Below are 12,975 nucleotides of genomic sequence, written 5' to 3'. Positions count from 1 at the left end.
CCGACCCGGCCCGGCCCGCGCGTTTCGACAGCGCTGGGGTCGGGCTGGGAGGATGGTGCGGTGAGCGAGCCCATCAAGACCCTGCCGCTCGTCCTCGAGCCCCCGCGCGGTCGCGGGAAGCCTCCGCGTCACCTCGCGGACTTCTCCGCCGACGAGCGCAAGGCCGCGGCCGAGGAGCTCGGCCTGCCCGCCTTCCGGGTGAAGCAGGTCGCGCACCACTACTTCGCGCGCCTGCAGCGCGACCCGGAGGCCATGACCGACCTCCCGGCGGCGCAGCGCGACGCCATCGCCCAGGCCCTGCTCCCGCCTCTGCTGTCGACCGTCAAGGTCCAGGAGGCCGACCAGGGGACGACCCTGAAGACGCTGTGGCGCCTGTTCGACGGCGCCCTCGTGGAGTCGGTGCTGATGCGCTACTCCGAGCGCGCGACGGTGTGCGTGTCGAGCCAGGCCGGCTGCGGCATGGCCTGCCCGTTCTGCGCGACCGGCCAGGGCGGCCTGCAGCGCAACATGAGCACGGCCGAGATCGTCGACCAGGTCGTCGACGCGGCCGCCGCGATGGCGCACGGACGGGTCGCCGGTGGCCCGGGCCGACTCTCCAACGTCGTGTTCATGGGCATGGGCGAGCCGCTGGCCAACTACAAGGCGGTCGTGGGCGCCGTGCGTCGCATGACCTCGCCCGCGCCCGACGGACTCGGCATGTCGGCGCGCAACATCACGGTCAGCACGGTGGGGCTCGCGCCGCGCATGCGTCAGCTGGCCGACGAGGGCGTGCCGGTCACGCTCGCGCTGTCGCTGCACGCCCCCGACGACGAGCTGCGCGACGAGCTGGTCCCCATCAACACGCGGCACAGCGTCGAGGAGGCCGTCTCGGCGGCGAAGCACTTCTTCGACGTCACCGGCCGTCGGGTCTCGATCGAGTACGCGATGATGCGCGACATCAACGACCAGGCCTGGCGCGCCGACCTGCTGGCCGAGCTGCTGCTCGCGCACGGCGAGGGTCGCGGCTGGGTGCACGTGAACCTCATCCCGCTCAACGAGGTCCCCGGCTCGCGCTTCACCCGCTCCCGCGACGAGGACATGGACGAGTTCGTCCGCCGTCTCGTCTCGCGCGGCATCAGCACGACGATCCGGGACACCCGCGGCGACGAGATCGACGCCGCCTGCGGCCAGCTCGCCGCGTCCGACGCGTGAGCCGACCCGCGCTGCTCGCGACCGACCTCGACGGCACCCTCCTGCGCAGCGACGGCACCCTGTCGGACCGCACGCGTGCCGCCGTCGCCGCGGCGGAGGACGCAGGGATCGAGGTCGTGTTCGTGACCGCCAGGCCTCCGCGGTGGCTCGACGAGCTCGCCGACGCGGTCGGGGGTCACGGCGTGGCGCTCTGCGGCAACGGTGCCTTCGTGCTCGACGTCGCGCGTCGCGAGGTCGTGGAGTCGCACCCGTTCGCGCCGGCCGACCTGCGGGTCCTGCTGGCCGACCTGCGGGCGGCCGTGCCGGGTATCGGCTTCGCCGTCGAGTGCGCGGACGGCATGCGCCGCGACGAGCACTTCCTCGACGCGCACCGCGACGACGCCGTCGGCCACGACCTCGAGGCCGTCGGTGCCGGCAAGCTGCTGGCTCGTGCCCCCGACGTCGAGCAGGAGGCGTTCCTGGCGCGGGTGTCCGAGGTGGTGGGTGACCGCGCCGAGCTGGGCTTCTCCGGCGCCGTGGGCCTGGCCGAGCTGACGCCGCGCGGTGTCACCAAGGCGTCGGGGCTGGAGTCGTGGTGCACCGAGCGCGGCATCGCGGCCCGCGACGTGTGGGCCTGCGGCGACATGCCCAACGACCTGCCGATGCTCGCCTGGGCCGGTCGTGCGCTCGCCGTGGCCAATGCCCATCCCGACGTCCTTGCCGCGGCCGACGAGGTCATCGGGTCGAACGACGACGACGGCGTCGCGCAGGTGCTGGAGCGGCTGACCGCGCCCTGACCGGACCCGTTCCCGGGGAGGAGGGCGGTGTCGGAGGCCGCCCCTAGGTTGGAACCATGGACGGGAACGGCAACGGCAACGCGGAGGCGCTCGACGCGCTGACCGCCCGCGCGCGGGAGCGCGCGCGTGCCGAGGCGTCCGAGATCGTCGACATGCTCCGGTTCCGTGACGCCGAGCTGGTCCGCACTGCCGGCATCGAGTCGCCGATGGTGCGGCTCGTCGAGCGGTCGGCGATCGCGCTGGAGATCGGCCAGGCCGTCGGGCTGTCCGAGGGACAGGTCACCACCCGGCTCGCGGCGGCCGACCGGCTCCGCGAACGCACGCCGTACACCTGGCTGGCCTTCCGCGACGGTCGTCTCGACTGGGCGCGAGCCCGCGAGGTGTCGTCGGCGGCTCTGCTGCTGGTGCACGAGTCGTCCCACCGACGCCTCGACGAGTCGGTCGTCGGGTACGCGGCGACCCACACGGTGGCCGAGCTGCGGGCCTGGCTGAAGCGGTTCGTCGCCCGCGTCGAGGCCGAGGAGGCCGCCCAGCGCGCCGAGGCCGCCCGCCGCCAGCGCGACGTGCAGGTCACCCACGTCGACGACGCCATGGCCTGGGTCAACGCCTTCATCCCCTCCCACCAGGCCGCCGCCATCGACGCCCGCCTGCGCCGCACCCCACGCCCCGACGGCGACGACCGCACCCGCGGCCAGGTCCGCGCCGACGCCTTCGTCGACCTCCTCCTCGCCGAGGACACCCCCACCACCGGCCGCGCCCGCACCGACATCGGCGTCGTCATCGACGCCGACGTCCTCGCCGGCGCCGAGCCCGGACCCGCCGTCTCCGACGACGGCACCTGGACGGTGCCCGCCGAGTGGGTGCTCGAGCACCTCGACCCCGACGACACGTTCTTTCACCGCCTCCTCGTCGACCCCATCACCCGCGACGTCCTCGCCCACGAGTACGTGGGCCGGTTCGCGCCCGACGTCCTCGCCACGGCCATCAGCTTCCGCGACGGCGTCTGCCAGGCCCCCGGCTGCCTGAGACCCGCCCGCGACTGCGACCTCGACCATCAGGTCCCGCACCCTCGCGGACCCACCCGAGGCTCCAACCTCTGGGCACTGCACCGCCGACACCACGCCATGAAGAGCCACCGCACCCTGCGCTGGATCCTGCCCTCCGGCCGCACCGTCGACGCCGAACCCGCCACCCACGGCCCGTCGCCCGACGTCGGGTCCGACGTCGAGCACCGCATCGCCCGGCTGCTCGTCGACCGCGGAGAGCCCCCAGTACGCTGACCCGCGTCCGACCCGACGGAGGAGACCCATGCTCGGAGTGAGCCGCGACGGCGACGTCGTCGTCCTGGAGCTGCAGCGCGAGGAGCGCCGCAACGCCCTCAACCTCGACCTGTGCCGCGCGATCGACGAGGCCGCGCGCGACGCGGTCGGCGACGGGCCCGCGAACGGGGGAGCGCGGGCCATCGTCATCACGGGCCAGGGGACCGCGTTCTGCTCCGGGGCCGACCTCGGCGGCGTCTACGGGGACGAGTTCCTCGAGGCGCTGTACGGTATGCTGCACGGCCTCACTCGGCTGCCCGTCCCGATCGTCGCCGCCGTGAACGGCCCCGCCATCGGCGCCGGCACCCAGCTGGCCATCGCCTGCGACCTGCGGGTCGCCGACGAGCGGGCGAAGTTCGGCGTGCCCACCGCCCGCAACGGCATGGCCGTCGACGCGTGGACCATCCGCACGCTCGCCGCGCTGTCCGGCACCGGGCCCGCCCGGCGCATGATGCTGGCCGGAGAGCTCGTGGACCGCGACGAGGCGCTCGGCCACGGACTCGTCGACAAGGCGGGCACGCTCGACGACGCCCTCGCCTGGGCCCACGAGATCGCCACGCTCGCGCCGCTCACCCTCGCCTACAACAAGCGCGTCCTCAACGGCCTCGACGACGACGCCACCATCGAGCAGGGATTCCGCGACGTCTGGGCCAGCGAGGACGTGCGCGAGGCGGCCACCGCGCGGACCGAGAAGCGCAAGCCCGTCTTCCGGGGGCGTTGATGGCGAGCCTCGGGTTCGACCTGCTCGACCGGCACGTCATCGGCGGGGGCGCGGACGACCCGGCCACGTCGACGCTCACGTTCGCGCGGCTGCTGGAGCGCTCGTCGTTCCTCGGCTCCGGCCTGCGGATGCTCGGCGTGCAGCCCGGCGACGAGGTTGGCGTGCAGGTCGCCGGCGACGACAGGGTCGTCGCGGTGTGCGCGTGCATCCGCATCGGTGCCGTCCCGGCGCCCGACGGCACGGTCGTCGTGGTCGACGGCGACGACGGCCCCGAGGTGCGCTCCGCCGAGGGTGTCCACCCGCTCGACCTCGTCCGCCAGGCCGGCTCCGGCGACGCTGCCACCGCGCTCGCGGGCGACGCCGACGGCTTCCGCGACGCCGTGCTGGCGCACGCGGCCGACGTCGTCGAGCCGCTGCTCGCGCGCCGACCCGTCGGCTAGGAGCCCTCAGGCTCCAGACCGGCCCACGCCGCCACGCGGTCCCACGCGCGGCGGCGCAGGGCGGGGTCGTCCTTCGACCAGGGCAGGTAGCGGGGCGAGCGGCGACGCCGGTCGCACCAGAATCCGTCGGGTCCGGTCACCGACGTCGGCGTGGCCACGAGCCACACCATGGTGTCCGCACCCTGCTCGGCCGTGCGCAGCACTGGTGCGACGACCTTCGCGAAGCCCGGCAACGAGTCGGTGATCCCCGGGGTCTCCGCCCAGCCCGGGTGCATCGCGTGGCTCGCCAGGTGCGGGTGGCGCTCGGCGAGCAGCTCGGCCATCACCACCTGCAGCCGCTTCGTGCGCGCGTAGGCGCGGACGCCGTCGTAGTCGCCGTCGCGGTACTGCAGGTCGTCGACGAGCGCCGCCGTGAGCGGTGCCGTGTACATGCCCCCGGACGACACCCACACGACGCGGCCGTCGTCCGCCGCCTCCAGCAGCGGGCGGAGCAGCTCGGTCAGCAGCAGCGGGCCCAGCACGTGGGTGGCCAGCGTCAGCTCGTGGCCCTGCGCCGACTCCGTGCGCTCCTTCGGCATCACGCCCGCGTCGTGGACGATCGCGTGCAGCGCTCCGAGGTCCGATGCGAGCCACTGCGCGTAGCGCCGGACGTCGTCCAGGTCGCTGACGTCGCAGACCTCCTCGCGCAGGTCCGCGGCCGGCACGCTGCCCCGGATCTCGCGGGCCGCGTCGGCCAGCCGGTCGGCCTTGCGACCCACGAGGTGCACCGTCGCGCCCAGGGCGGCGATGCCGGTGGCCGCCGCAGCGCCCAGGCCACCGCTCGCACCCGTCACCACGACGTGCCGCCCGCGGAGGGCGTCCGGCTCCGGGTCGGCGGGCCACCAGCGTCGTCGCAGCGCCGGTCCGATGCTGGAGTAGCCGGGCAGGACCGTCTTGTCGAGGACGGTGTCGGCGAGGTTCGCGAACGTCGAGGGCATGCACCCCACGCTAGGCAGCCGCGTGGCCGCGGGCACGTCGAGCGGCGGTGGCGTCCGCTACAGGAGCCCGGCCTCGTGCATCGTGATGGCCACCTGCACGCGGTTGACCGCGTCCAGCTTCGTGAACAGGTGCGAGATGTGGGCCTTGACCGTCGCGAGGCTCAGGTGCAGCTCGGCGGCGATCTCCGCGTTCGAGGCGCCGCGCCCGATGGCGAGGGCCACGTCGCGCTCGCGGTCGGTCAACGACGCCACGCGCCGTGCCGCGTCGGCCTCGCGGCTGCCGCCCGAGCCGTCGGTCACCTGGGCGATGAGCCGGCGGGTGATGGCCGGGGAGAGCGCCGGCTCACCGCTCAGGACGGTGCTGATGGCCTCCACGATCTGCGCGGGCGGGGTGTCCTTGAGCAGGAACCCGTGGGCGCCCGCGGCGAGCGCCCGCACGACGTAGTCGTCGGCGTCGAAGGTGGTCAGCACGAGGACGTGCGGTGGCGACGGCAGCGCGGTGATGGCGGCCGTCGCCTCGATGCCGTCCATGACCGGCATGCGCAGGTCCATCAGCACCACGTCGACGTCGTGGGAGCGCACGGCGGCGAGCGCCTCGCGCCCGTCGGACGCCTCGGCCACGACCTCGAGGTCGTCGGCGCCGCCCAGCATCAGCGAGAGCCCGGCCCGCACCAGCGCGTCGTCGTCGACGAGGAGGAGGCGGGTGGGGCGGCCGGATGTCACGCGGCCCACGGTATCCGCGCCTCCAGGACGTAGCGCCGGTCGGCCGACACGCGGTGCGACAAGCTGCCCCGCGCCAGCTCGACCCGCTCCCGCAGCCCGACGAGCCCCAGGCCCGACCCGGGCAGCGGGGCGGTCGGCGTGCCGAGCGGGAGGGGGTTCGTGACCCGCACCTCGACGGTCTGCGCGCCGACGTCGACCGCCACCTCCACCGGCGTGCCGGCCGCGTGCTTGCGCGCGTTGGTCAGTCCCTCCTGCACGACCCGGTAGACGGTGCGTCCGGCGGTCCCCGAGACGTCGTCGAGGTCGCCCCGCAGCTGCAGCTCCACACGCATCCCGGCCGCCCGCGACTCCTCGACCAGCTCGACGACGTCGCGCGCCGCCGGCTGCGGCAGCTCCGGCACGGCGTCACCCGGGCCCTCGCGCAGCACGCCGAGCACGCCGCGCAGCTCGGTCATCGCCTGGTGAGCGGTCTCCTGGATGGTGAGCGCGGTCTCGTGCACCTGCTCCCGCCCGAGGTCCTGCCGGTAGGCGAGGGCGCCCGCATGCATGGTGACAAGGGAGATCCGGTGGGCGAGCACGTCGTGCATCTCGCGGGCGATGCGGGTGCGCTCCGCGCTGCGGGCCTGCGCGACCTTGGCCGCCTGCTCGGCCTCCGCGCTCTCCGCCCGTGAGCGCAGGGTCGCGAGGAGCTCACGGCGTGACCCCACGTAGAGGCCCACCGCGACCAGGAGGCCGATGACCACGACCACGACCGCGGCGTCGACGCGGGGGTCCTCACCGGGCAGCGGGTTGACGACGACCACGAACGGGATGGTCAGCAGGCACACGAGGGTCACCGGCACGAGCTCGCGCCAGCGTCGGCGCGTGGCGAGGGAGACCAGCGCCAGGCAGGCTGCGCCGCCGGAGCTGAACGACCCGATGCTCACGACGTTCGTCACCAGCGCGACCGTGACGGGGAACCGGCGACGCCAGACCATCGCGACCACGGTGCACGCCACACCCGTCGCCAGGTCGAGGGCGAACCACAGCGGCGCGTGCCGCAGCTGCCAGAGCCCGAGCGGCACCCATGTGAGCGCGGTGACGGCGAGGACGAGCAGCAACCGCCACGTGTGTCCCCACCAGGTCAGCGGGGGAGCGGTGCCGGTCACCGACGACACGCTACCCAGCGCGGTGGGCGCCGGACCACGACCGACGGACCGGGACGTCTCATACTTTCGGCGCGACGATCATGGCTGCGCGACGGATGCGTCCCCGGGGCGTCGTCCGCGAGAGTGGGACCATGATCCAGGTCCAGAACCTCACGAAGGCGTACGCCGGCTTCACGGCCGTCGACGACGTCAGCTTCACCTGCCGTCCGGGCGCGGTGACCGGCTTCCTCGGGCCGAACGGTGCCGGCAAGTCGACGACGATGCGCATCATCGCCGGACTGACGCCCCCCTCGAAGGGTGCGGCCACCGTCGGCGGCGTGGACTACCGCGACATCCCCAACCCTGGCACGCAGGTCGGCGTCCTCCTCGACGCCTCGGCCCAGCACGCCGGCCGCACGGGCCGCGAGATCCTCACGATCGGCGCGCGCACCATGGGGCTGCCCGCGAGCCGCGTGGACGAGATGCTCGCGCTCGTCAGCCTGTCCGACAAGGAGTCGCGCCGCCGCGTCCGGAACTATTCGCTCGGCATGCGTCAGCGGCTCGGCATCGCGCACGCACTCCTCGGCGACCCGAAGATCCTCATGCTCGACGAGCCCGCCAACGGTCTCGACCCGGCGGGCATCCACTGGATGCGGGGCCTGCTCCGTGAGTACGCCGACCGCGGCGGCACGGTGCTCCTGTCGTCGCACCTGCTGCACGAGGTGCAGATCATCGCCGACGAGCTGATCGTCATCGGCAACGGGAAGATCGTCGCCCAGGGCACGAAGGAGGAGCTGCTGCAGGCGGCCGGCACCTACGTGCGCGGCCTCGAGCCCCGCGCCCTCGAGCAGGCGCTCACCGGCGCCGGCATCACCGTCACGCCGAGCGGCGAGGGCCTCACCACCGAGGCCGCCCCCGAGGTCGTCGGCAAGGCCGCTGCCGCCGCGGGCGTCGTCCTCGTCGAGCTGCGCCAGGCCGACGGCGCCGGCCTGGAGGAGATGTTCCTCCAGCTCACCGCCACCACCCAGCGCGACGCCGTCCCCACCGAAGGAGCCCAGGCATGAGCACCACCACCGCACCCGCGGTCAGCATCGACACCGACCGTCCGGGCATCCCTCTCACCCGTCTCGTGGGCGTGGAGGTCCGCAAGGCCTTCGACACGCGCGCCGGCCGGTGGCTGAGCATCTCGATCCTCGGCCTCTGCGCCGTGGTCATGCTCGTCATCGCGTTCCTCGTCACCGACGGGGGCGAGTTCCAGGACTTCCCGTTCTTCATCCAGGCCATGGGCGGCACGCTCGGGTACTTCCTGCCCATCATCGCGATCATGCTGGTCACCTCCGAGTGGGGCCAGCGCACCGGGCTCGTCACGTTCACGCTCGAGCCTCGCCGCCCCCGCGTGGTGGCCGCGAAGCTCCTGGCCGGACTCATCATCTCCGTCGGCGTGATGCTGCTGTCGGCCGTGCTCGCGGCGGTCGGCACGTTCCTCGCGTCGAGCGTCCGCGGCGTCGACGTGTCGTGGTCGATCACCGGCCACGAGGTGTTCAACTTCGCGGTGAGCAACCTGATCGGCGTGCTCATCGGGTTCGCCATCGCCATGCTGCTGATGAACACGGCGGCCGCCATCGTCGGCTACTTCGTCTACACCCTGGTGCTGCCGATCGTCGTCGGCATCGTGGGCGGGCTCGTCGAGTGGTTCGGCGACCTCGCCCCGTGGATCGAGCTGAACACGGCCCTCGTGCCGCTGTTCACCGGCGACTTCGACCCGACCGGCGAGGAGTGGGCGCGCATCGCGACCGCCGGCACGATCTGGCTGGTGCTGCCGCTCGGCTTCGGCATCTACCGGCTGCTGCGCTCCGAGGTGAAGTGACCCCGGAGCGGTGAGACCTCCGGCGCCCGGGCGGGACACCCGGTGCCGGTGAGGGAGAATGGCGACATGCGCAAGCGTGTCGCCATTCTCGGTTCCACCGGCTCCATCGGCACCCAGGCCCTGGAGGTGGTCGAGGCCGCGCCCGAGCGGTTCGACGTCGTCGCGCTCGCGGCCGGCGGGTCCGACCCGGCCCTGCTCGCCGCCCAGGCCATCCGGCACGAGGTCGAGGTGGTCGCCGTCGCGCGCGCCACGTCGGCGCAGGACGTGCAGCTCGCCCTCTACGCCGAGGCGAAGCGGCGTGGCTGGTCCGAGGGTGACCATCGAGTACCCCGCCTGCTCGCCGGTCCCGACGCCGCCACCGAGGTCGCACGCACCGACGTCGACGTCGTGCTCAACGGCATGACCGGTGCGGTCGGCCTCGAGTCGACGCTCGCGGCGCTCGACACCGGCACGACCCTCGCCCTGGCGAACAAGGAGTCGCTGATCATCGGCGGCGAGCTCGTCACGTCGCGGGTGCGCCCCGGCCAGCTCGTGCCCGTCGACTCCGAGCACTCCGCGATCGCCCAGGCGCTGCGCGGCGAGCGCGTCGAGGACGTGCAGCGGCTCCTCGTGACCGCCAGCGGCGGCCCGTTCCGCGGACGCAGCCGCGCCGAGCTCGCCGACGTGACGCCCGAGCAGGCGATGGCGCACCCGACGTGGGACATGGGTCCGGTGATCACCATCAACTCCGCGACGCTCGTCAACAAGGGCCTGGAGGTGATCGAGGCGCACCTGCTGTTCGGCATCGACTTCGACCGCATCGACGTGGTCGTGCACCCGTCGTCGGTCGTCCACTCCATGGTCGAGTACGTCGACGGCTCGACGATGGTGCAGGCCTCGCCCCCGGACATGCGGCTGCCGATCGCGCTGGGCCTCGCGTGGCCCGAGCGCGTGCCGGGCTCGGCGCGCGGCTGCGACTGGACCACGCCGACCTCCTGGGAGTTCTTCCCGCTCGACGAGACCGCGTTCCCCGCCGTGTCTCTGGCCCGGCGCGCCGGGTCGTTCGGCCGCACGGCCCCAGCCGTCCTCAACGCGGCCAACGAGGTGTGCGTCGACGCGTTCGTCAGCGGCGACTTGGGGTTCCTTGGCATCGTGGACACGGTGGGCGCGGTCCTCGACGAGCACCTGCGCGACCCGGACGCCGCCCACGCCGACCTGACCCTCGAGCGCGTGCTCGAGGCCGACACCCTGGCCCGCGAGCGGGCGAGGGCCCTGGTGGAGGAAGCGTCCATGGGTGCAACCGGCGGAGCCCGCGCGTGACCGCGCTGATCTACACGCTCGGCGTCGTCGTCTTCGTGCTGGGCGTCATCGCGTCGATCGCCCTGCACGAGCTCGGCCACATGGTCCCGGCGAAGAGGTTCGGCATCAAGGTCACCCAGTACTTCGTCGGCTTCGGCACCACGATCTGGTCGGTCAAGAGGGGCGAGACCGAGTACGGCATCAAGTCGATCCCGCTCGGCGGCTACGTCAAGCTCGTCGGGATGCTGCCGCCCGAGCGGCGCGACGGCGTCGCGGCCGACCCGCACGAGGTCCGCGCGACCAGCACCGGTCTCTTCACCCAGCTCGTGAGCGACGCGCGCCACGCGGAGCACGAGCTGATCGAGGACGACGACCTCGACCGCCTCTTCTACCGCAAGCCCTGGTGGCAGAAGCTGATCGTGATGGCCGGCGGCCCGCTCGTCAACGTCGCCATCGCCGTCGTGCTGTTCGCGGTCGTCCTCATGGGCTTCGGCGCACTCACCCCGACGACGACCGTCCAGGCGGTCTCCGACTGCGCCATCACCGACGCGGAGGCGGGTCGCGCCTGCACCGACGCCGACCCCGTGACCCCGGCCAAGCAGGCCGGCCTGCAGCCGGGCGACCGGTTCGTGTCGTTCAACGGCGAGCGGATCACGTCGTGGGAGCAGCTGTCGGGCCTGATCCGCGCCAACGGCGACCGCGAGGCCCGCCTCGTCGTCGACCGCGACGGTCGCGAGGTGTCCGCCGACGTCCCGACCGCCGTGCTCGCGCGCACCTCGCTCGACGACCCGCAGCGCACCGAGAAGGTCGGCTTCCTCGGCGTCACGCCGACTGAGACCATGCAGCGCCAGGGACCGGGCGCCGTCGTCGACGTCATGGGTGAGCAGGTCGCGGCCACCGCCAGCGCCATCGCCCACCTGCCGGTGCGCATGGTCGAGGTCACCAAGGCGGCGTTCGGCGCGGAGCGACCCGCCGACGGCCCGATCAGCGTGGTCGGCGCCAGCCGGGTCGCCGGCGAGCTCGTCACGGTCGACGAGCCCAGCTGGGCGGAGCGCGCCCAGCGGCTGCTGGCCCTGCTCGCCTCGCTGAACCTGTTCCTCGCGCTGTTCAACTTCATCCCGCTGCTGCCCCTCGACGGGGGCCACATCGCCGGAGCGCTGTGGGAGGCCGTGCGTCGGGGATGGGCGCGTCTGCGCCGTCGCCCGGACCCCGGATACGTCGACGTGGCGAGGATGCTGCCCGTCGCCTACGTGGTGGGTGGCATCCTGATGGTCATGAGCGTCATCCTGATCTACGCCGACATCGTGAACCCGGTGAGCATCTCGTGAGCGCCGGGTCCGTCCCGGTCTCGCTCGGGATGCCCGAGGCGCCGCCGCCGGTCCTCAGCCCGCGACGCACGAGCCGCAAGATCAAGGTCGGCACGGTCGACGTGGGTGGCGACGCGCCCGTCTCGGTGCAGTCCATGACCACGACGCTGACGTCCGACGTGAACACCACGCTCCAGCAGATCGCCGAGCTCACCGCGGCCGGCTGCGACATCGTGCGCGTCGCGTGCCCCAGCCAGGACGACGCCGACGCGCTGCCCGACATCGCCCGCAAGAGCCAGATCCCCGTCATCGCCGACATCCACTTCCAGCCGAAGTACGTGTTCGCCGCGATCGACGCCGGCTGCGCGGCCGTGCGCGTGAACCCGGGCAACATCCGCAAGTTCGACGACCAGGTCGGTGCGATCGCCCGGGCCGCGAAGGACGCCGGCGTCTCGCTGCGCATCGGCGTCAACGCGGGCTCGCTCGACAAGCGCCTGCTCGAGAAGTACGGCAAGGCCACGCCGGAGGCGCTCGTCGAGTCGGCCGTGTGGGAGGCGTCGCTGTTCGAGGAGCACGACTTCCACGACTTCAAGATCTCGGTCAAGCACAACGACCCCGTCATCATGGCCCAGGCCTACGAGATGCTCGCCGAGCGCGGCGACTGGCCGCTCCACCTCGGCGTCACCGAGGCCGGACCGGCGTTCCAGGGCACCATCAAGAGCGCCACGGCGTTCGGCTACCTCCTCGGCAAGGGCATCGGCGACACCATCCGCGTCTCGCTGTCCGCCCCGCCGGTCGAGGAGGTCAAGGTGGGCATCCAGATCCTCCAGTCGCTCAACCTGCGACCGCGCAAGCTCGAGATCGTGTCCTGCCCGTCGTGCGGGCGCGCCCAGGTCGACGTCTACACGCTCGCCGAGCAGGTGACCGCCGGTCTCGACGGTCTCGAGGTGCCGCTGCGCGTCGCCGTCATGGGCTGCGTCGTCAACGGTCCCGGCGAGGCACGGGAGGCCGACCTCGGCGTCGCGTCGGGCAACGGCAAGGGCCAGATCTTCGTCAAGGGCGAGGTCATCAAGACCGTGCCCGAGAGCAAGATCGTCGAGACGCTGATCGAGGAGGCCCTGCGCATCGCCCAGGACATGGAGCCCGAGGACGGCGCGACCGCCTCGGTGACGGTCTCGGGCTGAACGTCCGCCGTCCGTCCCAGGTCGCGCTCGTCGAGGGGCGATGGCCGGCCCGCTGGCCTAGGCTG

Annotated in this window: 13 protein-coding genes; 10 read left to right on the top strand and 3 right to left on the bottom strand. The window is 73.1% G+C overall.

The window, feature by feature from the left end; all coding sequences use genetic code 11:
* Positions 1 to 60 precede the first annotated feature (60 nt).
* From rlmN to QE370_RS15135, 5 genes are read left to right on the top strand one after another with little or no spacing between them, the layout of a single operon-like run.
* Positions 61 to 1,191 (top strand): 23S rRNA (adenine(2503)-C(2))-methyltransferase RlmN, encoded by a 1,131-nt coding sequence (gene rlmN, locus QE370_RS15155; protein WP_067856672.1) that lies wholly within the window; start codon positions 61 to 63, stop codon positions 1,189 to 1,191.
* Entirely contained in the window at positions 1,188 to 1,967 is a 780-nt protein-coding gene (locus tag QE370_RS15150) for an HAD family hydrolase (protein ID WP_309634859.1), read from the top strand. The genes rlmN and QE370_RS15150 overlap by 4 nt, the downstream gene beginning before the upstream one ends.
* 56 nt (positions 1,968 to 2,023) lie before the next feature.
* The gene (locus QE370_RS15145) at positions 2,024 to 3,247 is read left to right on the top strand and encodes a DUF222 domain-containing protein (protein ID WP_309634858.1); all 1,224 of its coding nucleotides are present in this window, start codon (positions 2,024 to 2,026) and stop codon (positions 3,245 to 3,247) included.
* Positions 3,248 to 3,275: 28 nt separating this feature from the next.
* Positions 3,276 to 4,007: an enoyl-CoA hydratase gene (locus QE370_RS15140; RefSeq protein ID WP_309634857.1), complete on the top strand. Its 732-nt coding sequence runs from the start codon at positions 3,276 to 3,278 to the stop codon at positions 4,005 to 4,007.
* Complete coding sequence (locus QE370_RS15135; protein ID WP_253024849.1) at positions 4,007 to 4,447, top strand: AMP-binding protein; 441 nt, start codon at positions 4,007 to 4,009, stop codon at positions 4,445 to 4,447. Before QE370_RS15140 ends, QE370_RS15135 begins: the two co-directional genes overlap by 1 nt.
* Here QE370_RS15135 and QE370_RS15130 read toward each other — a convergent pair.
* Genes QE370_RS15130 through QE370_RS15120 form a run of 3 tightly spaced genes read right to left on the bottom strand, consistent with a single transcriptional unit; the run spans position 4,444 to position 7,295 of the window.
* Positions 4,444 to 5,424 carry an SDR family NAD(P)-dependent oxidoreductase gene (locus QE370_RS15130; RefSeq protein ID WP_309634856.1) on the bottom strand — a complete coding sequence of 327 codons (981 nt, stop codon included), beginning with the start codon at positions 5,422 to 5,424 and terminating at the stop codon, positions 4,444 to 4,446. The genes QE370_RS15135 and QE370_RS15130 overlap by 4 nt on opposite strands.
* Positions 5,425 to 5,481: 57 nt before the next feature.
* Positions 5,482 to 6,147: a response regulator transcription factor gene (locus QE370_RS15125; protein WP_253024845.1), complete on the bottom strand. Its 666-nt coding sequence runs from the start codon at positions 6,145 to 6,147 to the stop codon at positions 5,482 to 5,484.
* Positions 6,144 to 7,295: a sensor histidine kinase gene (locus tag QE370_RS15120; protein ID WP_253024843.1), complete on the bottom strand. Its 1,152-nt coding sequence runs from the start codon at positions 7,293 to 7,295 to the stop codon at positions 6,144 to 6,146. The genes QE370_RS15125 and QE370_RS15120 overlap by 4 nt, the downstream gene beginning before the upstream one ends.
* A 131-nt stretch (positions 7,296 to 7,426) precedes the next feature.
* On the opposite strand from QE370_RS15120, the gene QE370_RS15115 reads away from it, so the two are divergent.
* The 5 genes from QE370_RS15115 (at position 7,427) to ispG (ending at position 12,910) form a co-directional block, all read left to right on the top strand.
* Positions 7,427 to 8,338 (top strand): ABC transporter ATP-binding protein, encoded by a 912-nt coding sequence (locus QE370_RS15115; RefSeq protein WP_253024842.1) that lies wholly within the window; start codon positions 7,427 to 7,429, stop codon positions 8,336 to 8,338.
* Positions 8,335 to 9,141, top strand: coding sequence for an ABC transporter permease (locus QE370_RS15110; RefSeq protein ID WP_253024840.1), 807 nt, complete (start codon positions 8,335 to 8,337; stop codon positions 9,139 to 9,141). The genes QE370_RS15115 and QE370_RS15110 overlap by 4 nt, the downstream gene beginning before the upstream one ends.
* 66 nt (positions 9,142 to 9,207) lie before the next feature.
* Positions 9,208 to 10,440, top strand: coding sequence for a 1-deoxy-D-xylulose-5-phosphate reductoisomerase (gene dxr, locus QE370_RS15105; RefSeq protein ID WP_309634855.1), 1,233 nt, complete (start codon positions 9,208 to 9,210; stop codon positions 10,438 to 10,440).
* Complete coding sequence (locus tag QE370_RS15100) at positions 10,437 to 11,747, top strand: site-2 protease family protein (protein ID WP_253024836.1); 1,311 nt, start codon at positions 10,437 to 10,439, stop codon at positions 11,745 to 11,747. Before dxr ends, QE370_RS15100 begins: the two co-directional genes overlap by 4 nt.
* Positions 11,748 to 11,776: 29 nt before the next feature.
* Positions 11,777 to 12,910 carry a flavodoxin-dependent (E)-4-hydroxy-3-methylbut-2-enyl-diphosphate synthase gene (gene ispG / locus QE370_RS15095; RefSeq protein WP_309635269.1) on the top strand — a complete coding sequence of 378 codons (1,134 nt, stop codon included), beginning with the start codon at positions 11,777 to 11,779 and terminating at the stop codon, positions 12,908 to 12,910.
* The last annotated feature ends 65 nt before the right edge of the window (positions 12,911 to 12,975 follow it).

This window comes from Aeromicrobium sp. SORGH_AS_0981, from assembly GCF_031453195.1.
Lineage (GTDB): Bacteria > Actinomycetota > Actinomycetes > Propionibacteriales > Nocardioidaceae > Aeromicrobium.
The sequence above is the reverse complement of the archived record's forward strand: the minus strand, read 5'-3'. Positions and strand labels throughout refer to the sequence as shown.